Source organism: Methylobacterium persicinum (assembly GCF_022179525.1).
In the GTDB taxonomy this organism is placed as follows: Bacteria; Pseudomonadota; Alphaproteobacteria; order Rhizobiales; family Beijerinckiaceae; genus Methylobacterium; species Methylobacterium persicinum.
This window is the reverse complement of the sequence record NZ_BPQX01000023.1, coordinates 21,769-43,947: the sequence shown is the minus strand read 5'-3', so window position 1 is coordinate 43,947 and position 22,179 is coordinate 21,769. Positions and strand designations below refer to the sequence as shown.

At 67.0% G+C, this 22,179-nt stretch carries 19 protein-coding genes; 13 read left to right on the top strand and 6 right to left on the bottom strand.

The annotated features are described in order from the left end of the window. Positions 1-158: 158 nt before the first annotated feature. A complete protein-coding gene (locus tag MFF22_RS10150; protein ID WP_238248851.1) occupies positions 159-1,070 on the top strand; it encodes an N-formylglutamate amidohydrolase in 912 nt (303 codons plus the stop codon). A 235-nt stretch (positions 1,071-1,305) separates the two neighbouring features. Here MFF22_RS10150 and MFF22_RS10145 read toward each other — a convergent pair whose 3' ends face one another. Continuing rightward, positions 1,306-2,172, bottom strand: a complete 867-nt coding sequence (locus tag MFF22_RS10145; protein ID WP_238248850.1) for a UTP--glucose-1-phosphate uridylyltransferase — start codon at positions 2,170-2,172, stop codon at positions 1,306-1,308. A gap of 167 nt (positions 2,173-2,339) precedes the next feature. Here MFF22_RS10145 and galE point away from each other — a divergent pair, with 167 nt between their 5' ends. From galE to MFF22_RS10130, 3 genes are all read left to right on the top strand, one after another. Next, positions 2,340-3,332 (top strand): UDP-glucose 4-epimerase GalE, encoded by a 993-nt coding sequence (gene galE / locus MFF22_RS10140; protein ID WP_238248849.1) that lies wholly within the window; start codon positions 2,340-2,342, stop codon positions 3,330-3,332. 60 nt (positions 3,333-3,392) lie between these two features. Continuing rightward, complete coding sequence (locus tag MFF22_RS10135; protein WP_370877528.1) at positions 3,393-4,523, top strand: lytic murein transglycosylase; 1,131 nt, start codon at positions 3,393-3,395, stop codon at positions 4,521-4,523. A 194-nt stretch (positions 4,524-4,717) separates the two neighbouring features. Then, positions 4,718-6,040, top strand: a complete 1,323-nt coding sequence (locus tag MFF22_RS10130) for an SGNH/GDSL hydrolase family protein (protein ID WP_238248907.1) — start codon at positions 4,718-4,720, stop codon at positions 6,038-6,040. Positions 6,041-6,075: 35 nt separating this feature from the next. On the opposite strand, the gene MFF22_RS10125 is transcribed toward MFF22_RS10130, so the two are convergent. The 4 genes from MFF22_RS10125 to gltB form a co-directional block, all read right to left on the bottom strand. After that, positions 6,076-7,509, bottom strand: coding sequence for a glutamate synthase subunit beta (locus tag MFF22_RS10125; RefSeq protein ID WP_238248848.1), 1,434 nt, complete (start codon positions 7,507-7,509; stop codon positions 6,076-6,078). A gap of 79 nt (positions 7,510-7,588) precedes the next feature. Further along, positions 7,589-7,879, bottom strand: coding sequence for a BrnA antitoxin family protein (locus MFF22_RS10120; RefSeq protein WP_238248847.1), 291 nt, complete (start codon positions 7,877-7,879; stop codon positions 7,589-7,591). Further along, positions 7,821-8,048, bottom strand: a complete 228-nt coding sequence (locus tag MFF22_RS24820) for a BrnT family toxin (RefSeq protein ID WP_370877527.1) — start codon at positions 8,046-8,048, stop codon at positions 7,821-7,823. Before MFF22_RS24820 ends, MFF22_RS10120 begins: the two co-directional genes overlap by 59 nt. An 87-nt stretch (positions 8,049-8,135) precedes the next feature. Continuing rightward, positions 8,136-12,830 (bottom strand): glutamate synthase large subunit, encoded by a 4,695-nt coding sequence (gene gltB, locus MFF22_RS10115; RefSeq protein WP_238248846.1) that lies wholly within the window; start codon positions 12,828-12,830, stop codon positions 8,136-8,138. Between the two features lie 505 nt (positions 12,831-13,335). Here gltB and MFF22_RS10110 point away from each other — a divergent pair. Beyond that, positions 13,336-14,205: a hypothetical protein gene (locus MFF22_RS10110; RefSeq protein WP_238248845.1), complete on the top strand. Its 870-nt coding sequence runs from the start codon at positions 13,336-13,338 to the stop codon at positions 14,203-14,205. 26 nt (positions 14,206-14,231) lie between these two features. Here MFF22_RS10110 and fdhD read toward each other — a convergent pair whose 3' ends face one another. After that, a complete protein-coding gene (gene fdhD / locus MFF22_RS10105; protein WP_238248844.1) occupies positions 14,232-15,080 on the bottom strand; it encodes a formate dehydrogenase accessory sulfurtransferase FdhD in 849 nt (282 codons plus the stop codon). Positions 15,081-15,305: 225 nt separating this feature from the next. Here fdhD and coxB point away from each other — a divergent pair, with 225 nt between their 5' ends. The 8 genes from coxB to MFF22_RS10065 all read left to right on the top strand — a co-directional run bounded on the left by coxB (position 15,306) and on the right by MFF22_RS10065 (position 21,972). Next, on the top strand, positions 15,306-16,145 hold the full coding sequence (gene coxB / locus MFF22_RS10100; RefSeq protein WP_238248906.1) for a cytochrome c oxidase subunit II: 840 nt from the start codon (positions 15,306-15,308) through the stop codon (positions 16,143-16,145). Between the two features lie 52 nt (positions 16,146-16,197). Then, positions 16,198-17,826, top strand: a complete 1,629-nt coding sequence (gene ctaD / locus MFF22_RS10095) for a cytochrome c oxidase subunit I (protein WP_238248843.1) — start codon at positions 16,198-16,200, stop codon at positions 17,824-17,826. A gap of 197 nt (positions 17,827-18,023) precedes the next feature. Continuing rightward, positions 18,024-18,959 (top strand): heme o synthase, encoded by a 936-nt coding sequence (locus MFF22_RS10090; protein ID WP_238248842.1) that lies wholly within the window; start codon positions 18,024-18,026, stop codon positions 18,957-18,959. A 4-nt stretch (positions 18,960-18,963) separates the two neighbouring features. Then, entirely contained in the window at positions 18,964-19,131 is a 168-nt protein-coding gene (locus MFF22_RS10085) for a cytochrome c oxidase system small membrane protein (RefSeq protein ID WP_238248841.1), read from the top strand. Between the two features lie 11 nt (positions 19,132-19,142). After that, positions 19,143-19,766, top strand: coding sequence for a cytochrome c oxidase assembly protein (locus MFF22_RS10080; RefSeq protein ID WP_238248840.1), 624 nt, complete (start codon positions 19,143-19,145; stop codon positions 19,764-19,766). A 109-nt stretch (positions 19,767-19,875) separates the two neighbouring features. After that, positions 19,876-20,733, top strand: a complete 858-nt coding sequence (locus MFF22_RS10075) for a cytochrome c oxidase subunit 3 (protein WP_238248839.1) — start codon at positions 19,876-19,878, stop codon at positions 20,731-20,733. Positions 20,734-20,872: 139 nt separating this feature from the next. Then, a complete protein-coding gene (locus MFF22_RS10070) occupies positions 20,873-21,232 on the top strand; it encodes a DUF983 domain-containing protein (protein WP_238248838.1) in 360 nt (119 codons plus the stop codon). Further along, on the top strand, positions 21,229-21,972 hold the full coding sequence (locus tag MFF22_RS10065) for an SURF1 family protein (RefSeq protein WP_238248837.1): 744 nt from the start codon (positions 21,229-21,231) through the stop codon (positions 21,970-21,972). The genes MFF22_RS10070 and MFF22_RS10065 overlap by 4 nt, the downstream gene beginning before the upstream one ends. The last annotated feature ends 207 nt before the right edge of the window (positions 21,973-22,179 follow it).

Below are 22,179 nucleotides of genomic sequence, written 5' to 3'. Positions count from 1 at the left end.
TAAATAACGGGTAACCGAAAAGGCTGGCGGCATTGACGAAGCCGCGAGTGGACGGGTCGCCTCGTTTCACCCACCAGCCAGTGGACAGGGGCGGGTCTCCGCCCCAGACTGTGCAGCAGCCGGGATACGGGATCGCGATCGGAGCGTCCACGCCGTCGATGACAATCTCCGCCAACGACCCCCAAGGGCCTGCAGGGCCTGCAAACCTGTTCGATCCGCCTTTCGAGGTGGATGAGCCGGCTTGCCACTCCCTTCCCTACGTCTTCAACACCGGACATTCCGGGGCGGTCTATCCGCCGAGCTTCCTCGCGGCATCGCGACTCGATGGCCTGAGCCTTCGCCGTTCGGAAGACGCCCATGTGGATCGCCTCTTCGCGCCGGTGGTCCGCCTCGGCGCGCCGCTGCTCCGGGCGAACTTTCCCCGCGCGTTCCTGGATGTGAACCGGGAGCCCTACGAACTCGACCCGCGCATGTTCGAGGGCCGGCTTCCCCCCTATGCCAACACGCGCTCCATGCGCGTCGCCGGGGGGCTCGGCACGGTGCCGCGGGTCGTGGCCGATGGGCAGGAAATCTACCCGGGCCGGATCGCCGCCGCGGAGGCGGTCGCGCGGATCGAGACCCTCTACAAGCCATACCACCGAACCTTGCGAAGCCTGATCCAGCGCACGGCAAAGGCGCATGGCTCGTGCGTCCTGATCGATTGTCATTCCATGCCGTCGACGAGCCTCGGGCGCGACGACGTAAAGGCCGATGTGATCCTGGGGGACCGCTATGGGACGGCCTGTGCGCCGATGCTGATCGATGCGTTCGAAGCGCAGTTCCAGGCGCATGGATTCCGGGTCGTCCGCAACAAGCCCTATGCCGGGGGCTTCATCACCGAGCATTACGGCGAGCCCAGTCTCGGGCGGCACGCCCTGCAGATCGAGGTGAACCGGGCGCTCTACATGAACGAGTCGAGCCTCGCCCTCACGGCCGATTTTCCCAGGCTGATGGAAAGCCTCACGGCCATCGTCGCGGCGGTGGCGAACGGGCCGGGTGAGATGCCGGCTCCTCGCATGGCCGCCGAATAGGCCGTCGGCGGGGGCGACTACGCGCAGTCATCGTGTCTGCGCAAAGAAAAAAGGCCACCCCCGAAGGAGTGGCCCGAAGTCTAGGGAGGAAACGCCCAAGAAGGGCAGCAGGATCGCGACGCCATCGCGTTCCTGCAATGCACAAATTAAAGTGCGTCGCACAAAAAGCAAGGGTCAAAATGTTTGCCGACCCCGCTTGATGCGCATGCCTCCCTGCCCCGGGGTGCGGGGCTCGTCACTGATCCGCCAGCAGCTTGGCGATCTCGGCCTTCAGCGGGCCAGCGAGGTCCGGACGCTCCAGGGCATAGGCCACGTTGGCCGTGAGGAAGCCGAGCTTCGAACCGGTATCGTAGGTTCGCCCTTCGTAGCGCATGCCGTAGAACGACTGCTCCGCCATCAGGTCGATCATGGCGTCGGTGAGCTGGATCTCACCGCCTGCGCCCTTCTTGCCGTGCTCGAGGATCCCGAAAATTTCGGGCTGGAGGATATAGCGGCCGGAGATGATGTAGTTCGAAGGAGCGGTGCCCTGCTTCGGCTTCTCCACCATGCCGGTGATCTCGAAGGTCTGGCCGTAGGTCTCGCCGACACTCACGATGCCGTACTGATGGGTCTCCTCGGGGGCGACCTCCTCCACGGCCACAACGTTGCCGCCGTGCCGCTCGTAGGCGGCGAGCATCTGCGCCATGCATCCACGGCTCAGCATGTCCGGCAGAAGGACCGCGAAGGGCTCGTCGCCGACGATCTCCCGGGCGCACCAGACCGCATGACCGAGGCCGAGAGGTGCCTGCTGGCGCGTGAAACTCGTCTGACCGGCCTGCGGGAGGTCCTTCTTGAGTTCGTCGTAGGCGGCCTGCTTGCCGCGTTCGACCAAGGTGCGGTCGAGTTCGAAGGCGATGTCGAAGTGATCCTCGATCACCGCCTTGCCGCGGCCGGTGACGAAGATGAAATGCTCGATGCCGGCCTCCCGCGCCTCGTCCACCACATGCTGGACGACCGGCCGATCCACGACGGTCAGCATCTCCTTCGGTACGGCCTTGGTCGCCGGCAGGAAACGCGTGCCCAAACCCGCGACGGGGAGGACGGCCTTGCGGATTGGTTTCATCGAGCGATGGCCTTGAAACGAGGGAGTTGAACAATGCCCAGGACGATGAGACAGACAGCGCCGTCCGCCGCAAGGCCCGGGACGTGATACTGACAAGCAGTCCGGTGTAAATCTATCGTCGGACGTTACCTGTCGGGCGAAATCCCAAGCGGGGCAGTGGAGGCGAGATGGCAGTCCTGGTTACGGGTGGTGCTGGGTATATCGGCAGCCACATGGTGCTGGCACTTCTCGATGCCGGTCATAAGGACGTCGTCGTGCTGGACGACCTTTCCACGGGTTTCGACTGGGCGGTTCCGGAAGGCGTGCACCTCGTTGTCGGGGACGTCGCGGACCAGGATCTCGTAGCGCGCACCGTCCGCGAACACGGGATCGACTCCCTCGCACATTTCGCGGCCAAAATCGTCGTTCCCGATTCGGTGTCGGATCCCCTCGGCTATTATCTTGCCAACACTGTAAAGACCCGCGCACTGATAGAGGCGGCGGTGGGCGCCGGCGTACGACACGTCATCTTCTCCTCGACTGCGGCGGTCTATGGTGAGCCGGAAACCGTTCCGGTGATGGAAACGGTTCCCCTGAACCCCATCAACCCCTACGGCCGTTCCAAGCTGATGAGCGAATGGATGATCGCCGACGCCGCGGCGGCCCTCGGCTTCACCTACGTCATCCTGCGCTACTTCAACGTCGCGGGCGCAGATCCGCAGGGCCGGTCCGGCCAGTCGACGCCCAACGCCACCCATCTCATCAAGGTGGCCACCCAGGCGGCCCTCGGCCACCGGGACCGCCTCGACGTCTACGGCACGGATTACCCGACCCCGGACGGGTCCTGCCTGCGGGACTACATCCAAGTCACCGATCTCGCCGAAGCGCACCGCCTCGCCCTCGATCACCTGCACGGCGGCGGCGAAAGCCTCGTGCTGAATTGCGGCTACGGCCGCGGCTATTCGGTGCTTGAGGTCGTCGAGGTGGTGAAGCGCGTCTCCGGCAAGGATTTCGCCGTGCGGATCGGCCCGCGCCGGCCGGGAGACCCTGCCCGGATCGTGGCCGGAGCCGACCGGATCCGCGCGCATCTCGGTTGGGTCCCGCGCTACGATGATCTGCAGACCATCGTGACTCAGGCCTTGGCCTGGGAGGATCACCTTTCCAAACGCAATCGGGTCTGAGGCGTGCGACGGCTCGCGGCGGCTCTTGCCACCCTCGTCTTCATCATCGCCCGCCCGGCAATTTCAGCTCCGGGCGGAGATGCATCGTTCAACGAGTTCGTCGCTGGCCTCAAGCGCGATGCCCTGGCCCGGGGCGTCTCGGAAGCGACGTTCGACGGCGCCTTCCGGGATGTGAAGGGGCCGGACCCCGCGGTCATCGCCCGGACCCGCCGCCAGGGCGAGTTCAGCCGCCCCGTCTGGGACTATCTGGTCGGCGCCGTCACGCCGGCCCGGATCGCCCGCGGGACCGCCCGGGGGCAGGCCCTCGCCGCGACGCTCCGCGCCATCGAAGCGCGCTACGGCGTCCCCCGATCCGTCGTCCTGGCGATCTGGGGGGTCGAATCCGATTTCGGCGCCAGCCCCGGCACGGTGCCGACGATCCGCGCCCTGGCCTCCCTCGCCGTTTCGGGGCATCGCGGAATGCTGTTCCGTGACGAACTGCTCGATGCCCTGACGATCCTTCAGCGGGGCGATGTGACGCCCTCCGCCATGAGCGGGAGCTGGGCGGGGGCGATGGGACAAGTGCAGTTCCTGCCCTCGACCTATCTCGCCCACGCCGTCGATTTCGACGCCGACGGACGGCGGGACATCTGGCGGGACGATGCCGATGCCCTCGGCTCCATTGCCTCATACCTGAAAGATCTGGGGTGGAAACCCGGTCTATCTTGGGGCTACGAGGTTCGCCTGCCCGTGGGCTTCGACCTCGGCCGCTATGCGGGCGACCTCTCCGATTTCACTGCCCGCGGCGTCGCCCGCACGGACGGTGCAGCGCTCCCCGCCGCGGGCAAGGCGAGCCTGTTCCTCCCCGGCGGCCTCGGCGGACCGGCCTTCCTTCTGACCGACAACTTTGAGGTGATCCGCGGCTACAACACCTCGGACTCCTATGCCCTCGCCGTGGGGCATCTCGCGGATCGCCTTGCCGGTGGCGCCCCCTTGTCCGCCCCCTGGCCCACCAAAGCGCCTCGCCTCGACGGCGCCGGCATCAAAGCCTTGCAGGAGGGCCTGACTGCCAAAGGCTTCTACCGCGGCGACGCCGACGGCCGGGCTGGGCCAAAGCTGCGAGAAGCGGTGCGCCGATACCAGCTCGACGCCGGCCTCCCCGTGGACGGCTACGCGACCCCTGCCTTGCTAAGCCACCTTCACGCTCACTGAACGGTAGGTCGCTTAGACGGCGGCGGCGCATTCCGCTATCGTGACCCTAGCCTGCGGGTGAACACGAACGTTGTGGGTGAATGACGGGCTCTTCTTCTTTCCCTCTGCCGCGTTCCCGGCGAGGCCGTATCCTTCGGCCGGGCGCCTTTCTCAGCGCGCTTCTCGGCCTCACGGCCCTCGTGCCCGTGCCGGCGATGGCGCAATGGGGCGACGGCTATACCGATCCCCGGGGTGGCTATTATCAAGCGCCCCCGCGCCGCCGCCCGCGCGATGCCTATTACCGTGACGACGGGCCCTACGCCCGGCCACCGCGCTATGCGCCGCCGCAGGAGGCTCCGCGTCAATTCTACTGGCCTTGGGAGGATCGCCCCCAGCAGGCCGCTCCGCCCCCGGAGCGGGCCTATCGTCCCCCGCCCCCACGCCAGCGCGGCTATGGAACCGCCGACAGCCAGCGTCCTTCGATCCGGCGGCGGCAGCGGCCCGTTCGCGCGCCGGAGCCGCCGAAGGCAGCCACCGCCAAGACCGATCCGAGCATGCAGATCGCCGTATTCGGCGATTCCCTCGCCGATCACCTGGCCAAAGGACTGGACGACGTCTTCGAGGACAATTCGGACGTGGCGGTGATCGACCGCGCGAAAGGCGACAGCGGCCTCGTGCGCAAGGATTTGGTCGACTGGCCGAAGGTGGCCGAGGATTATCTTCAGGCCAATCCCAAGGTCCGCTACGGCCTCGTGATGATGGGCGCCAACGATCGCCAAGCGATCCGCGACGGGGACACCACGGTCGATCCGCTGACGGACCGATGGAAAGAACTCTACCGGGCGCGTGTCGAGGCGATGGTGAAGCCCTTCACCGATCACAAGATCCCGCTGATCTGGGTCGGCCTGCCGCCGATGCAGAGCCAGAGCCTGACACGGGATCTCGCCGCCATCAACGACGTGGTCCGTGAGGCCGTGACCAAGGCGGGGGCGACCTATGTCGACATCTGGCCGGGCTTCGTGGACGACCGCGACCGCTACACCGCCTCCGGCCCTGATCCGGAAGGGCAGATCGCCAAGCTCCGGACGTCCGATGGCGTGCATTTCACCAAGGCGGGCGACCGCAAGCTCGCCCATTTCGCCGATATCGAACTGAAGCGCCTGATGGGCACGACTGTCCCCGCCGTCTCCGATCAGCCCGCGACGGCGTCGGTGACGCCGGGGACCCCGGTCGCCGTGCCGGGGGCCAGCCTGGATGGCAGCGAGGCGTCATCGGACACGGCCACCATCGACCGCCAGATCACGGCCATGCTCCCGAGCCTCCCGGAACCGGCCGGGATCCCCGCCCTCCCGGTCAAGCCGGCTGCCGGGCCCGTCGTGCCGCTCTCGCGCAGCGAAACATCGCCCGGCGGCGCCCTGGTGACCGGTCGCCCCCTCGACGGCGACTCCATGGGCACCGTGGAACGCACGCTGTTGCGCGGGAATGCCCCCGCCCCGCAACCGGGGCGGGCCGACGATTTCCGCTGGCCGCCGGGATGACCTTGCCGGGGGGACTGCGGGCGCCCCCGTAAGGCTTAGCGCGGCAGGACGCTCGCGCCCATCAGCGCTTCGTCGATGGCGCGGGCGGCCTGACGGCCCTCGCGGATTGCCCAGACGACGAGGGACTGGCCCCGGCGCATGTCTCCCGCCGCCCAGATCTTCGCATCGGAGGTGCGGTAATCCTCCTCGTTGGCGTCGATGTTGCCGCGCTTCGTGACGGTGACGCCGGATTGCTCCACGAGGCCCTTCTGCACGGAGCCGGCGAAGCCGATCGCCATGAAGACGAGGTCGGCGGGCATGACAAATTCGCTGCCGGGAATCGGCTGGCGCTTCGCATCCACGCGGGCGCAGACGACGCCGGTGAGCACGCCCTTCTTGTTGCCCTCCAGACGCAGCGTCGCCGCCTGGAACTCGCGCTCCGCACCCTCGGCCTGGCTGGACGACGTCCGCATCTTGGTCGGCCAGTAGGGCCACACCGTGAGCTTGTCTTCCCGCTCCGGGGGGCGGGGGCGGATGTCGAGCTGCGTCACCGACAGGGCACCCTGCCGGAATGCAGTGCCGACGCAGTCCGAGGCCGTATCGCCGCCGCCGATCACCACGACGTTCTTGCCGTTCGCGAGGATCGGCGCTTCGCCGTTCCCCCGCATGGACTCCTGGCCGACCCGCCGATTCGACTGGACGAGGTAAGGCATGGCGTAGTGCACGCCCTCCAGTTCCTGGCCCGGCAGGTTCGGATTCCGGGGATCTTCGGCGCCGCCGCAGAAGATCACCGCGTCGTACTCGGCCTTCAGTTCCTCGACGGGCTTCGTCACCCCGATATTCTGGTTGTAGTAGAAGACGACGCCTTCGCCTTCCATCTGCTTCACGCGCCGGTCGATATGGCGCTTCTCCATCTTGAAGTCCGGGATGCCGTAGCGGAGCAGGCCACCGGCCTTCGGCTCGCGCTCGAACACGTGGACGGTGTGACCCACCCGGGCGAGCTGCTGAGCCGCCGCGAGCCCTGCCGGCCCGGAGCCCACCACGGCGACGCGCTTGCCGGTGCGCATCTCCGACGGCTCGGGCTTGATCCAGCCCATGTTCCAAGCGCGGTCGGCGATGGCCTGCTCGATCGTCTTGATGGCAACCGGCTGGTTTTCCAGGTTCAGGGTGCAGGCTTCCTCGCAGGGAGCGGGGCAGATGCGGCCGGTGAATTCCGGAAAGTTGTTTGTCGAGTGGAGGTTGCGGGACGCCTCCTCCCAGTCCGACTGGAAGACGAGGTCGTTCCAGTCCGGGATTTGGTTGTGGACCGGGCAGCCCGTCGGGCCATGGCAGAACGGAATGCCGCAATCCATGCAGCGGGCGGCCTGCTTGGTGAGGTCATGCTCGTCCAGCGGGAGCGTGAACTCGCGGAAATGCCGGACCCGGTCGGCGGCTAGCTGGTATTTCTGCTCCTGCCGATCGAATTCGAGGAAGCCCGTGATCTTGCCCATCGTCCTCGTCTCTTCCTGCCCGCTCGTCCTAGATCACATCGACCTGCACCGGCCGGACATGCGTCCGTGATGCCTCGGGTCACACCCGCTCAGGGTGCTCCGCCATCCATTCCTTCAGGGCCGCCTCGATCCGGCCCTGCCAACCGGCTCCGCGCGCGCGGAACTTTGCAACCACATCTGCGGGGAGCGGAACCTGCTCTGTCTCCCGCGTCAGACGCTCCCGACGAACGAGAGTCCCATTCATCCGAAGCTCGGCTTCCGCAAACCAGCGATCGTCGAGTTCGGGCGCGTCGTCCGGGTCCCAACCGATTTCATCCGGCGACATCGTCCGACCTGAGTCGGGCGCCGAACCGGCCTTGTTCGCGCTCATTGGCCTTCCTCAAGCTGATAACCCGACGATTGCCGTCTCTTTCGGTCCACACCGTCACCACCAGGCGGTTCTCAAGATAGCCGACGGTGATCCACCGCGTCTCCCCGTATTCGCCCCGCGTATCCCGGTGGGTCAGTTCGGTACCGTCAAAGATCTCACCGCACCTCACGAAGGCCAATCCGCGCTCGCGAAAATGCGAGCGCGCTTTTCAGGATCAAAGGTGATGCGCACGATCGCGGGAGGCCGTTGAGCGTCCCTACTCCGCAGCCACCGGCATCCGGGCCATTTCCATCTCGCGGAGCGCCCGACGGTACTCCACCGGCATCACCTTGACGAACTTGGTCCGATAATTCGCCCAATCGTCGAGGATCGCCTTGGCCTTCGGGCTACCCGTGTACTTGAGATGGTTGGTGATGAGCTGGCTCAGCCGCTCCTCGTCGTGACCCGACATGTCGGCGAGGATGTCGACCCGGCCCTTGGTCTCGAGGTCGCCGTCCTGGTGGAATCGACGCATCAGGTCGTCCTCCTCCTCGACGGGTTCGAGGTCGACCATCGACAGGTTGCAACGCTTCGAGAACGAACCGTCCTCGTCGAGGACATAGGCGAGGCCGCCCGACATGCCCGCCGCGAAGTTGCGCCCGGTCTCGCCGATCGAGACGACCACGCCGCCGGTCATGTACTCGCAGCCATGGTCGCCCATGCCCTCGACCACCGCGATGGCGCCTGAGTTGCGCACGGCGAACCGCTCGCCCGCCGAACCGCGGATGTAGCACTCGCCCGCGATGGCCCCATACAGCACCGTGTTGCCGACCATGATGGTCCGATCCACCGGCGACTTCAGCGCGTCGCTCGGGCGGATGATCAGCTTGCCGCCGGACAGACCCTTGCCGACGTAGTCGTTGCCGTGGCCGGTCAGTTCGAGGGTCACCCCAGCCGCCGCCCAGGCGCCGAAACTCTGGCCGGCGGTGCCGGAGAGCTGCACCTTGATCGTGTCGTCGGGTAGCCCGTCATGCCCGTGGGCCTTGGCGACCTCCCCGGAGAGCATGGCACCCGCCGCACGGTCCGAGTTTCGGATCGTGTCGGTGAGCACCACCGGCTCGCCGGTCGCGATGGCGTTGCGAGCGCCCTCGATCAGCCGCCGGTCGAGGACATGCTCGATGGGGTGATGCTGCTTCTCGACATGGCGGATCGCCACCTCGGGGCCGACGTCCGGCCGGTGGAACAGCTTGGAGAAATCGAGGCCCCGGGCCTTCCAGTGGGAGATGGCCGCGACCTTGTCGAGAATATCCGAGCGGCCGACCACCTCTTCCATCTTGGTGAAGCCAAGCGACGCCAGGATCTCCCGGACCTCCTCGGCCACGAAGAAGAAGTAGTTCACCACGTGCTCGGGCGTGCCCTTGAAGCGCTTGCGCAGGACGGGGTCCTGCGTCGCCACGCCCACCGGGCATGTGTTCAGGTGGCACTTGCGCATCATGATGCAGCCGGCCGCGATCAGCGGGGCGGTCGAGAAGCCCATCTGGTCCGCGCCGAGCAGCGCCGCGATGATCACGTCCCGGCCGGTGCGCAGCCCGCCATCGGCCTGGAGGGCGACACGGCCGCGAAGGGAGTTGAGCACCAGCGTCTGCTGGGTCTCGGCCAGACCGGTCTCCCACGGGCCGCCGGCATGCTTCAGGGAAGTGAGCGGCGCAGCGCCCGTGCCCCCGTCGAAGCCGGAGATGGTGATATGGTCGGCCCGCGCCTTAGCGACGCCCGCCGCGACGGTGCCCACCCCGACCTCGGAGACGAGCTTCACCGACACGTCGGCCGAAGGATTCACGTTCTTCAAGTCGAAGATCAGCTGGGCCAGATCCTCGATCGAGTAGATGTCGTGGTGCGGCGGCGGGGAGATCAGGCCCACCCCCGGCGTCGCGTAGCGGACCTTGGCGATCTTGGCATCGACCTTGTGGCCCGGCAGCTGGCCGCCCTCCCCGGGCTTGGCGCCCTGGGCGACCTTGATCTGCATCATGTCGGAGTTGACGAGGTACTCCGTCGTTACCCCAAAGCGGCCCGAGGCGACCTGCTTGATGGAAGAGCGTCGTGAGCGCCCATCCGGCAGGGGCTTGAACCGCTCGACTTCCTCGCCGCCCTCGCCCGAGTTCGAGCGTCCGCCGAACGAGTTGAGGGCGATGGCGAGCGTCTCGTGCGCCTCCTTGGAGATGGAACCGTAGGACATCGCACCCGTGGCGAAGCGCTTCACGATCTCCGCGGCCGGCTCGACCGCGTCGAGCGGCACCGGGGCCCGGCCGAGCTCTTCGGCGGACTTGATACGGAAGAGGCCGCGCAGGGTCTTGAGCTGGTTCTCCTGTTGATTCACCAGCTTGGCGTATTCCCGGTAGCGCTCGGGCACGTTGAGGCGCACCGCGTGCTGCAGGGTGGCGACGGTGTCGGGCGTCCAGGTGTGGGCCTCACCCCGGAGGCGGTAGGCGTACTCGCCGCCCACATCCAGCGCGTTGCGGTAGACTGGGGCGTCGCCGAACGCGTCCCGGTGACGGCGCACGGTCTCCTCGGCGACCTCGGCCATGCCGACGCCCTCGATAGTGGTGGCCGTACCGAAGAAGTCCCGGGCCACGAAGGCCGAGTTCAAGCCGACCGCATCGAAGATCTGCGCGCCGCAATAGGACTGATAGGTCGAGATGCCCATCTTGGACATCACCTTGAGCAGGCCCTTATCGATCGCCTTGATGTAGCGATAGATGATCTCGTCGTCGGTCAGGTCCGGCGGGAACTCGTCCTTCATCTCGAGCAGGGTCTCGAAGGCCAGGTACGGATTGATCGCCTCGGCACCGTAGCCGGCGAGGCAGGCGAAGTGGTGCACCTCCCGCGGCTCGCCCGATTCGACCACGAGGCCCACCGAGGTGCGAAGGCCCTTCCTGATCAGGTAGTTGTGGACGGCCGCCGTCGCGAGCAGCGCCGGGATCGGGATGCGATCCGGCCCCACGGCCCGGTCGGTGAGCACGATGATGTTGTAGCCCCCGCGCACCGCCGCCTCGGCCCGGTCGCAGAGCCGGTCGAGGGCCCCCTCCATGGCCGCCGCACCGCTCTCGGCGGGGTAGGTCATGTCGAGGGTCTTGGTGTCGAAGCGGTCCTCGAAATGGCCGATGGAGCGGATCTTCTCCAGGTCGCCATTCGTCAGGATCGGCTGGCGCACCTCGAGCCGCTTCCGGCGGGACGCGCCTTCCATGTCGAGCAGGTTCGGCCGCGGGCCGATGAACGAGACGAGGCTCATCACGGCCTCCTCGCGGATCGGGTCGATCGGCGGGTTCGTCACCTGCGCGAAGTTCTGCTTGAAATAGGTGTAGAGCAGCTTCGACTTCTCGGAGAGCGCCGAGAGCGGCGTATCCGTGCCCATCGAGCCGACCGCCTCCTGGCCGGTCACGGCCATGGGCTGCATCAGCAGCTTGAGGTCTTCCTGCGTGTAGCCGAAGGCCTGCTGGCGATCGAGCAGGTCGACGTCGCTGCGGCTCTCCCGCGGCACGACCGGCTTCAGGTCTTCCAGCACGATCTGCGTGTTGCGCACCCAGTCGGCATAAGGGTGCGCCTTGGCGAGCTCGCCCTTGATCTCCTCGTCCGAGACGATCCGGCCCTTCTGCAGGTCGATGAGCAGCATCCGGCCCGGCTGAAGCCGCCAGGACTGGACGATCTTCTCATCCGGGATCGGCAGGGTGCCGGCCTCGGAGGCGAGCACGACGAGCCCGTCATCGGTGACGATGTAGCGGGCCGGACGCAGGCCGTTGCGGTCCAGCGTCGCGCCGATCTGGCGCCCGTCTGTGAAGGCCACGGCCGCCGGGCCGTCCCACGGCTCCATCAGGGCGGCGTGGTACTCGTAGAAGGCACGCCGCTCCTCGTCCATGAGGGGGTTGCCGGCCCAGGCCTCGGGGATCAGCATCATCATGGCATGGGCGAGCGGGTAGCCGCCCATCACCAGGAATTCGAGGGCGTTGTCGAAGCAGGCGGTGTCGGACTGGCCCTCGTAGGAGATCGGCCAGAGCTTGGAGATGTCGTTGCCGAACAGCTCCGAATCGACGCTCGCCTGCCGGGCGGCCATCCAGTTCACGTTGCCGCGGAGCGTGTTGATCTCGCCGTTATGGGCGACGAAGCGGTACGGGTGCGACAGGCGCCAGGTCGGGAAGGTGTTGGTGGCGAAGCGCTGGTGCACGAGGGCCAGGGCCGAGACGAACCGCTCGTCCTTGAGGTCGAGGAAGTAGTTCCCGAGCTGGTTCACCAGCACCATGCCCTTGTAGACGATGGTGCGGGTCGAGACGGAGACCGGGTAGAACTCCTTCATCCGCTGGTCGTCATGACCATAGATGGTGTTCGAGATCGCCTTGCGGGCGACGTAGATCCGCCGCTCGAAGGCATCCTGATCCCCCGCCGAAGCCGGGCGGCCGATGAAGACCTGCCGGTGGCAGGGCTCCGTGGCCAGCACGGCCTTGCCGAGGTCGGACGAATCGACCGGCACGTCGCGCCAGCCGAGGAGGGGCAGACCCTCGGCCGCGAGGGTGGAGGCGACGATCCCCTCGATGACCCGGCGCGGCTGCTCGGCCTTCGGCAAGAAGAGCTGCGCGATGGCATAGTGCCCGGCCGGCGGAAGCTCGAAGCCCAGCCGCGAGCACTCCTCCGCGAAGAAGGCATGGGGGATCTGCGTGAGGATGCCGCAACCGTCGCCCATCTTCGGGTCCGCGCCGACGGCGCCCCGGTGGTCGAGGTTCTCAAGGATCTTCAGCCCCTGCTCGACGATCGAATGGCTGCGCCGGTCGTGCATGTCGGCGATGAAGCCGACGCCACAGGCGTCGCGCTCATGGGCAGGATCGTAGGCGCCCTGGGCTTTGGGAAGCGCAGGGTCACGCACGATGAGCGGCGCCTTGGCGCCGCGGGGAGCGTTCGGCTCGGGGGCGTGTCCGCGTCCAGCCATGCTTCCTCTCGTTCCTTCCCTCGTCGCGAGCCGCGCCCGATCGTTCGGGCTCCGCCAGCAGGTTTCGTGCCTCGATAACACCTTCGACCGGCCGGGGCGCAAAAGACGCAGCGGGCCGCCCCGTGTGGCGGTGCCCGGAGGCCCGCCCGCACGAAGGCGGCGCGGTCTCTTCTGCCGGCAGTTGCGCCCGCGCGCGACACGCGATCGAGGCGAATGGGACAGTGGTGCTGTCCTAAATAGTGAAGGTGGCAGATTGAAATGGTTTCAGCAAGGGCCGCAGCAGGTTGCCGCATCCTCTGCCCCCCGCACGAGGGGAGCGGCGGCGTCGCACCGGTATCGCTCTTCGCAATGTCGCCCGAATCGACGGGTCTACGGAAGCCGCCGAGCACAAGCGGCATGCGGGGCAACGACTCCGCCGGCATGGCCGACGACCCGGGCGAACCGGGCGGGGCCATGCCGGAACCGGACTACCCGACCGGGTCTCCAGACACGGGAACGAGTATCGATGAGCCAGAGCGCCATGCCGTGGAACCGTGCCCTGCGCGCGGGACTCCTCTCCGCGGGCCTTCTGTTGCCTTGCTTTCCGCTGACAGGGACCGGTGCTGCGGAAGCCCAGGGCTTCGGGCGAACTTTCTTCGAGGATGACGTCCTTCCGCCGCGGGTCATCGCGTGGCGCTTGGCGGACCGGGGCTTCACCGGCGTCTCGCGACCGCGGTTCGATGGCCGGTTCTACGTCGTCGATGCCATCAGCCCGGCGGGCTTGCCCGTGCGTCTCGTCCTCGATCCGGCCAACGGCGTCATCGTAGGCCGGGAGCGGGTGCAGGGGCAGGACGTCTATGCCCGCCTTGAACGCCCGCCCACGCGTCCGGTGCCGGGCTACGGCTGGACGGAGGACGACGTCGCCCGCCCCCTCACGTCCGAACCCGGCCCCGCGGCCCGTGCCCTCCGCCGCCCCGGCTCGGAGGCCGCGCGCCCGACGGAGCCCAACCCCCTCGGCCTCAATCCCGACGGCAACCACCGCGCCGATCCGCCGCGGCGGATCGCCCGTACAAGCCCGACGCGGACGCCCGACAAACCCGCACTCCGGGTAAGCCCACCCGCGCCGTCTCCCAAAGCGGCCGTCGAGAAGGCTGCTCCCGAGACGGCCAAGCCGGAGAACACGCCGGCGACCCCTGCGGCCAACGCGAACGAAGCACCGGACAAGGCGCCAGCCCCGGTAACCGAGCCGAAGCCCATCGCCTCGACGGCTCCTCCGAAGCAGGATTGGAAGGACCCGCCCAGCGAGGGCAAGCGTCCGGTCCGGGTCATCGGCGGCGCGACCGTCGTGCCGGGGACGCCCGGCAAGGAAGGCGAATCGGCCCCGGCGCAGCCCTAGCCCCGGCGCGCGGCGCGAAGGCCCCCTCAGTCCCCCCGCACCAGCCGCTCCCCGCCGGTGAAGACGGTGAGGGTGTCGGACCTCGCGATGGCGCAGAGGGTGAGCCCGTGGGCCTTCGCCCGCTCCAGGGCGAGGGAAGTGGGCGCGGAGATCGCCACGATGGCTCCGGCACCCAGACGAGCCGCCTTCTCGACCATCTCGAACGAACAGCGGCTCGTGATGATCAGGAAGCCGTCGGCGGGGTCGGCCCCGACTCTGATGAGGGCGCCGATCAGCTTGTCCAAGGCATTGTGCCTGCCGACATCCTCGCGCACCGCCAGGAGCGACCCGTCGAGGCGAGCCCAGGCCGCCGCATGGACGGCCCTCGTCGTGGCGCCGAGATGCTGCTCGGCCTCCAGGGCCGTGAGCGCCCGGGCGATCGCCCTCACCCCAAGGATCGAGTTGGGCGCCGGCCGGGGAACCGCCCGCGGCAGGGCGTCCAGATCCTCGATACCGCAGACACCGCAGCCCGTGCGACCACTGATCGCCCGCTTCCGGGCGAGGTGCTCGCGCAGCCGGCCAGGGGCGAGTTCGACGAGCAGACGCAACCCGCCTTCCGCAGCCTCCACCCGGACGCTCCGGATCTCGGCCGCTTCCTCGATGATCCCTTCCGTCAGGCTGAAGCCGTAGGCGAAATCCTCCAGGTCGCCGGGCGTGGCCATCATCACGGCGTGCGGCACGCTGCCGTAGACGAGGTTCACCGGGGCCTCCACGGCGATAGGTCTCGAACCTTCGCGGGACGCGCCCTCGTCATAGGCGACGACCGCAATGGGCACCTCCACCGACAATGGCATTCCGTCCGGAGCGGCGTCGTGCTCTGCTCGCGACGAGGTCATGAGCCGACCACCCTTCCCCCATGCCAAAGTGCCGTGTGCCACCGGGCCGGAAAGCCGCCCATGCGACGCTTGGGTGGTTGCACCACGCTCGTCCTTGTGATCTGAAGCCACACGCGGAGGCCCGATCTGCGATTGGTCGGGCTATCCGTCAGGTCGGTGATGGTCCCCGCACAGTCAAGATGGGGCGCCCGGGCTGAAACAAGTGGACGGGGAGCCATGAGGGGAATGCGCACGGTGCGGACGATCACCAGAGGTCTCTGGACCATCCCGTTCATCGGCGCTTCTTTGGCCGGTACCCTGCAGGCATCGGCCGCCGGCTTCGGCCAGCCTGTCCCCTGGGAGATGAGCCGCCAGATCCCCGTCACCGAGAATGCCCGCGACATTCTCAACTTCGAGATCGGGCTCCACTGGCTTTCCCTGGCGATCTCGCTCTTCGTGCTGGGCCTGATCCTGTGGTGCATCTTCCGCTTCGGCGAGAAGCGGAACCCGTCGCCCTCGCGCTTCACCCACAACACCGCCATCGAGGTCGCCTGGACGATCGTGCCGGTGCTGATCCTCGTCGCGGTCGCGATCCCGTCCTTCCGCCTGCTGCGCACGCAGCTCGGCGACCCGAAGGCGGACATGATCGTGAAGGTGATCGGCCACGCGTGGTACTGGTCCTACGAGTATCCCCAGACCGAGCAGGGCGGCGGCTTCACGTTCGATGCCAACATCGATGAGGACAAGCAGCCCCGCCTTCTGCAGACCGACAACGAGATGGTCGTGCCGGTGGGCAAGATCGTGAAGGTCCAGGTGACGGCGGCCGACGTGATCCATTCCTGGGCGATGCCGGCCTTCGGCTTCAAGATCGACGCCGTCCCGGGCCGCCTGAACCAGATGTGGTTCCGCGCCGAGAAGGAAGGCACGTTCCACGGCCAGTGCTCGGAGCTGTGCGGCCAGCGCCACGCCTACATGCCGATCGTCGTGCGCGTCGTCAGCGACCAAGCCTATGCGGAATGGCTGAAGGACGCCAAGACCAAGTACGCCGCCATCGACAACGGCAAGAGCTTCGCTGAGGCGCGCTGAGACGCGTCCGCATCCCGAACGGCACCCCATCCACCTGCAAGGCACGTCTCAGATGGCAACAGCCGCCACCCATGCCGGGGCCCACGAGGCCCACGATCACAAGCCGAGCTTCTTCGCGCGCTGGTTCCTGTCCACGAACCACAAGGATATCGGCACCCTGTACCTGCTGTTCGCGTTCTGCGCGGGCATGATCGGCGCCTTCCTCTCCTTCGGCATCCGCATGGAGATGGAACAGCCCGGCCTGCAGTACTTCTCGAACCCCGCGACCTATAACGTCTTCGTCACGGGTCACGGCCTCATCATGGTGTTCTTCATGGTGATGCCCGCGCTCATCGGCGGCTTCGGCAACTGGTTCGTGCCGCTGATGATCGGTGCGCCCGACATGGCGTTCCCGCGGATGAACAACATCTCCTTCTGGCTGACGGTGGCGGGCTTCTGCTCCCTGCTGTGCTCGCTGTTCGTCGAGGGCGCTCCCGGCGCGAACGGCGCCGGCACCGGCTGGACCGTCTACCCGCCCCTGTCCACCGCCGGCCATCCCGGCCCGGCCGTCGACTTTGCGATCTTCGCCCTGCACCTGTCCGGCGCGGGCTCGATCCTCGGCGCCATCAACTTCATCACCACCATCCTGAACATGCGCGCCCCGGGCATGACGCTGCACAAGATGCCGCTATTCGCCTGGGCCGAGCTGGTGACCGCCTTCCTGCTCCTGCTCTCGCTGCCGGTGCTTGCGGGCGCAATCACGATGCTGCTCACGGACCGCAACTTCGGCACGACGTTCTTCGACCCGGCCGGCGGCGGTGATCCGATCCTGTACCAGCACCTGTTCTGGTTCTTCGGTCACCCTGAAGTGTACATCATGATCCTGCCGGCCTTCGGCATCGTGTCGCACATCATCTCGACGTTCTCGCGCAAGCCGGTCTTCGGCTACCTCGCGATGGCCTACGCGATGGTCGCCATCGGCGTGGTCGGCTTCGTGGTCTGGGCGCACCACATGTACACGGTGGGTCTGTCGCTCCAGACGCAGTCTTACTTCGTCTTCGCGACGATGGTCATCGCGGTGCCGACGGGTGTGAAGATCTTCTCCTGGATCGCGACCATGTGGGGCGGTTCGATCCGCTTCACCGCCGCGATGCACTGGGCGGTGGGCTTCATCTTCCTCTTCACCGTCGGCGGCGTCACCGGCGTCGTCCTCGCCAACTCGGCCGTCGACAAGTACCTGCACGACACCTACTACGTGGTCGCGCACTTCCACTATGTGCTGTCGCTCGGCGCGGTCTTCATCATCTTCGCGGGTATCTACTACTGGTTCCCGAAGATGACCGGCCGCATCATCCCGGAATGGGCCGGCAAGCTGCACTTCTGGCTGGCCTTCATCGGTGCGAACGTCCTGTTCTTCCCGATGCACTTCCTCGGCCTCGCCGGCATGCCGCGCCGTTATGCCGACTATCCGGAGGCCTTCGCCGGCTGGCACAAGGTATCCACCTACGGCGGCCATATCTTCGGGCTCGGCATGTTTGTCTTCGTCATCGGCGTCGTCCTGGCGTTCCGGTCGAAGGAGCGGGCTGCGGATAACCCGTGGGGCGAGGGTGCGACCACGCTGGAATGGACCCTGTCCTCCCCGCCGCCCTTCCACCAGTTCGAGACGCTGCCCCACATCGTCGACGAGCCGGGCGCACACTGAGACGAGTAGCCGGGGGCCGCTAGCGGCCCCCGCCCTTTCCCGGAGGCCGCCCCGCGCGACCTCCCGGCAAGGGCGCCCCGGGGCGAAAGCCGGGGATGCGGGTCGCAGCGCGCGACACCTTGACCCGACCGAATCCCGGGGGACGATCCTGTCGTGAGCCGTACCACCGGAGCACGGGCCGAACAGCAGCGGACCTGATGACAAGCGCCAGCCACACCCTGAACCCCGCCCTCTCGACGGTCGGCGGTGACGTTCCGGACTATTTCGCCCTGCTCAAGCCGCGGGTCATGGTGCTCGTGATCTTCACGGCACTGGTCGGAATGAGCGTCTCGCACGGCCATGTCTCGCCCGCGATCGGCGCGATCTCCCTCTTTGCCATCGCCGTCGGCGCGGGGGCGTCGGGCTGCCTCAACATGTGGTGGGACGCCGATGTCGACGCCGTGATGACCCGGACCGCTAGCCGCCCCATTCCGGCCGGCCGCATCACCTCCGGCGAGGCACTGGGCTTCGGCCTATTCCTCTCTGTAGCGTCAGTGCTGGTGCTGGGTCTCGCGGCCAACGTGCTGTCGGCGGCGCTGCTCGCCTTCACGATCGTGTTCTACGCGGTCATCTATTCGATGTGGCTGAAGCGCTCCACGGCCCAGAACATCGTGATCGGCGGCGCGGCCGGCGCCCTCCCCCCGGTCATCGGCCAGGCCGTGGTCGATGGACGGCTCGGGGTCGAGTCCCTCATCCTCTTCGCGATCATCTTCATCTGGACGCCGCCGCACTTCTGGGCGCTCGCCCTCATCAAGGCCGGCGAGTACGCCCGCGCTGGCATCCCGATGATGCCGAACGTGGCTGGCCCGGAATCCACCCGTCGCCAGATCGTCTGGTATTCGCTCTTCCTGGCGCCCCTCGGCCTCGCCCCGGTCGCCCTTGGTTACGGCGGCCTGCTCTATGCCGTCATCGGAACGGTAGGCGGCGTCGGCATGGTGGCACTGAGCTTCCGGGTCCTCCACAACCGGACGGGCGAGGCGGAGAAGAAGGCGGCGATGGGCCTGTTCGGCTTCTCGATCCTCTACCTCTTCGCCCTGTTCTCGGCCCTTCTGGCGGAACAGAGCCTAGGCCTGTTCCACTCGGTCCTGGCCTGATCCCATGCAGCAGGATCCGAAGATCGAGTATCGCGCGCTGACACCGGAGGAAGAGGCCCGCCGCCGCAAGCGGTCCGTGGCCATCGCCCTCGCGCTGGGCGCCATGGTCCTCCTGTTCTTCGTGCTGACGATTGCAAAACTCGGACCTCAGGTCCTCAACCGGCCGCTGTAGAGGGTGACGCGATGACATCCCCCTCCCCTACAACACCATCCGCTCATTCTCGCGGAGCGGCACGGACGGCGGTGATCTGCGCGGGCGTGGCCTTCGGCATGGTCGGTCTCGCGTATGCGTCGGTGCCGCTCTACAACGCCTTCTGCAAGGCCACGGGCTATGACGGCACGCCCCGGCAGGGCCCGGCGCTCTCGGTCGCCGCGGCGCAGAGCACCGACAGCATGGTCGTGCACTTCGATACGAACGTGGCGCCTGGCCTGTCGTGGAAGTTCGCCCCGGAGGTGAACAGCGTCGAAGCGAAGCTCGGCGAGACGAAGACTGTCTTCTTCCGCGTGAAGAACACCGGCCCCAAGCCGACGACGGGCGTGGCGACGTTCAACGTCCAGCCCGGCTTGATGGGCGGCTATTTCGTGAAGGTCGCCTGCTTCTGCTTCAACGAGCAGACGCTGCAGCCGGGCGAGACGATCGACGTCCCGGTGGTATTCTACGTCGATCCCGCCGTGCGGACCGACTCGAACACGGCGGATCTCACCGAGATGACGCTGTCCTATACCTATTTCGCCTCGAAGAACGGCCAGCCGGTGACCGCCGCGGTCGCCGCGACCGGGGCATCGGGGACGAAACGCGATTTCTGATCGCAGGCGCGTGACAATAAGGGGCCGCAGCGATTAAAGCTGCTGGTAAGCTGGGCAAGAGCGGCGGTGCCGAAAGGGCTTACGCCGCCGGGTGAGGAGCGACGGGACGATGGCCGAGGCGCACGCCAAGAATCACGACTTCCATATCCTGGCCCCGAGCCCGTGGCCGCTGATCGGTGCTTTCTCCGGCTTTCTCATGGCGTTCGGCGCCGTGTTCTGGATGAAGAGCCTGCAGATCGGCACGTTGACCCCTGGTCCCTATGTGTTCGGTCTCGGCGCCGTGGGCGTGCTCTACACCATGTTCTCGTGGTGGAAGGACGTCACCCACGAGGCGAATGCCGGCGACCATACCCGGGTGGTCCAGCTTCACCACCGCTACGGCATGATGATGTTCATCGCCTCCGAGGTGATGTTCTTCGTCGCGTGGTTCTGGGCCTACTTCGAGGCCGCGCTCTACACCGCCGACCCGATCCAGGCGACCCGGGTGGAGTTCACCGGCGGTGTCTGGCCGCCGAAGGGCATCGAGGCATTCGATCCCTGGCACCTGCCGTTGCTGAACACCCTGATCCTGCTGACCTCCGGCACCACCGTGACCTGGGCCCACCATGCCCTGCTCGAGGGCGACCGCAAGGGCCTCAAGTACGGCCTGTGGCTGACGATCATCCTCGGCGTGCTGTTCACCGGCTGTCAGGCTTATGAGTACAGCCACGCGGAGTTCGGCTTCGCCGGCAGCATCTACTCGTCCACCTTCTTCATGGCGACGGGCTTCCACGGGGCCCATGTCATCATCGGCACGATCTTCCTCGCGGTCTGCCTGATGCGGGCCTATGCCGGCCAGTTCACCCCCAAGCAGCACCTCGGGTTCGAGTTCGCCGCGTGGTACTGGCACTTCGTAGATGTCGTGTGGCTGTTCCTCTTCGCGGCCATCTACGTGTGGGGCTCCGGCTTCGGCCATTCCGCCCACTGACGGGTCGTCCCGGAACTCGTTCCAGCCAAAACTCCAGGTTGCTTGATCTGGACACATGTCGGGGCGGCTTCGGCCGCCCCTTCTTCGTTGGACGGCGATCGGCTATCCGGGTCGCGGCTCGCAGGAACCACGGACAGCCATGCCCACCCCCCCGCCGATCCCGACAGGCCTGCGCGGCCGTTGTCCGCGCTGCGGAGAGGGACATCTCTTCCAGGGATTTCTGGCGGTTAGGCCCCGTTGTGAAGCCTGCAAGCTCGATTATTCGAGCTTCGACTCGGCTGATGGGCCCGCCTTCTTCGTGATGTCCATCGTCGGGCTCATCGTCGTCGGCACCGCCCTTTGGCTGGAGATCAGTTACGAGCCGCCCATTTGGGTTCATGCCCTCGTGGCCGGCACGCTCTCGATCGGGCTGAGCCTGCTGCTGGTCAGGCCGCTGAAGGGGCTCCTCATTGCCCTGCAGTACGCCAACGAGGCGGAACAAGGCCGTTTCGAGCAGTGAGCGCCATCCGATCTGGCGCTTGGCGTAGTCTCATCGCGCCGGGACTCGCGAGCCTTCTTGCCCTTTCGATTCTTCTCGGGCTTGGCGTCTGGCAGATCGAACGCAAGGCGTGGAAAGAAGATCTGATCGCGCGGATCGTTCGAGAGTCGAAGGCTGAGCCCACCGCTCCGCCTCCCGGAGCGGCGTGGGACCCGCAGCGCGACGAATTCCACCACGTCCGCATGAGCGGGCACTTCCTCAACGACAAGGAAACGCTGGTTCATGGGCTCGCGCCCGGTGAGACGCCGGGCCGGGCTTTGCAGGGATACTACGTCATCACCCCGTTCATTCGGGATGACGGGGGGACGGTCCTGGTCAACCGCGGCTTCGTCCCGACCGAGCTGAAGGCGCAGGGCGATCGGACGTCCGGCCTGATCGAAGGTGAGACGGCCGTCACCGGCATCCTCCGGGCGAGCGAACCCCGGACGATGTTCGTGCCTGCGCCGGATCCCGTCCGTGGCGAGTGGTTCAACCGGGACGTTGCCGGGATCGCTGCGGCGCGCGGCCTGGGCGATGTCGCGCCTTACCTCGTCGAGGCCGATGCCGTGGCGGGCCAGACCTCCTGGCCCCGCGGCGGGCAACTCCGCGTCGATCTGCCGAACAACCACCTGCAATATGCATTCACATGGTTCGGCATCGCGGCCTGCCTCGTGGGCGTGTTCGGCGTCTTTGCGTGGCGACGCCTGCACGAGCCGGCCTGATACCGCATATTCTGCATTCATTCCGACAGGAGAACGAACCGCCCCCGACCTAGGGGCCGATGGGGTATGTCTTCACCTGCAAAGCTCAAAATTCGACTGATCGTCCTTTTGACAGCCCCTGCCTCGCTATGAATACTTGGTTCATCGAGGAACAAGAAGATCTGTCGCCAATAAAGTGATCGACTTATCGATCAAAGGCGACACGTC

Excerpts from the sequence above, each read along its gene's own strand:
- MFF22_RS10120 (WP_238248847.1), bottom strand. The coding sequence starts at position 7,879 with ATGAGCGCGAACAAGGCCGGTTCGGCGCCCGACTCAGGTCGGACGATG.
- coxB (WP_238248906.1), top strand. The coding sequence starts at position 15,306 with ATGCGCACGGTGCGGACGATCACCAGAGGTCTCTGGACCATCCCGTTC.
- MFF22_RS10125 (WP_238248848.1), bottom strand. The coding sequence starts at position 7,509 with ATGGGCAAGATCACGGGCTTCCTCGAATTCGATCGGCAGGAGCAGAAA.
- ctaD (WP_238248843.1), top strand. The coding sequence starts at position 16,198 with ATGGCAACAGCCGCCACCCATGCCGGGGCCCACGAGGCCCACGATCAC.
- galE (WP_238248849.1), top strand. The coding sequence starts at position 2,340 with ATGGCAGTCCTGGTTACGGGTGGTGCTGGGTATATCGGCAGCCACATG.
- MFF22_RS10090 (WP_238248842.1), top strand. The coding sequence starts at position 18,024 with ATGACAAGCGCCAGCCACACCCTGAACCCCGCCCTCTCGACGGTCGGC.
- MFF22_RS10085 (WP_238248841.1), top strand. The coding sequence starts at position 18,964 with ATGCAGCAGGATCCGAAGATCGAGTATCGCGCGCTGACACCGGAGGAA.
- fdhD (WP_238248844.1), bottom strand. The coding sequence starts at position 15,080 with ATGACCTCGTCGCGAGCAGAGCACGACGCCGCTCCGGACGGAATGCCA.
- MFF22_RS10150 (WP_238248851.1), top strand. The coding sequence starts at position 159 with ATGACAATCTCCGCCAACGACCCCCAAGGGCCTGCAGGGCCTGCAAAC.
- MFF22_RS10070 (WP_238248838.1), top strand. The coding sequence starts at position 20,873 with ATGCCCACCCCCCCGCCGATCCCGACAGGCCTGCGCGGCCGTTGTCCG.
- MFF22_RS10080 (WP_238248840.1), top strand. The coding sequence starts at position 19,143 with ATGACATCCCCCTCCCCTACAACACCATCCGCTCATTCTCGCGGAGCG.
- gltB (WP_238248846.1), bottom strand. The coding sequence starts at position 12,830 with ATGGCTGGACGCGGACACGCCCCCGAGCCGAACGCTCCCCGCGGCGCC.
- MFF22_RS10110 (WP_238248845.1), top strand. The coding sequence starts at position 13,336 with ATGAGCCAGAGCGCCATGCCGTGGAACCGTGCCCTGCGCGCGGGACTC.
- MFF22_RS10130 (WP_238248907.1), top strand. The coding sequence starts at position 4,718 with ATGGCGCAATGGGGCGACGGCTATACCGATCCCCGGGGTGGCTATTAT.
- MFF22_RS10075 (WP_238248839.1), top strand. The coding sequence starts at position 19,876 with ATGGCCGAGGCGCACGCCAAGAATCACGACTTCCATATCCTGGCCCCG.
- MFF22_RS10145 (WP_238248850.1), bottom strand. The coding sequence starts at position 2,172 with ATGAAACCAATCCGCAAGGCCGTCCTCCCCGTCGCGGGTTTGGGCACG.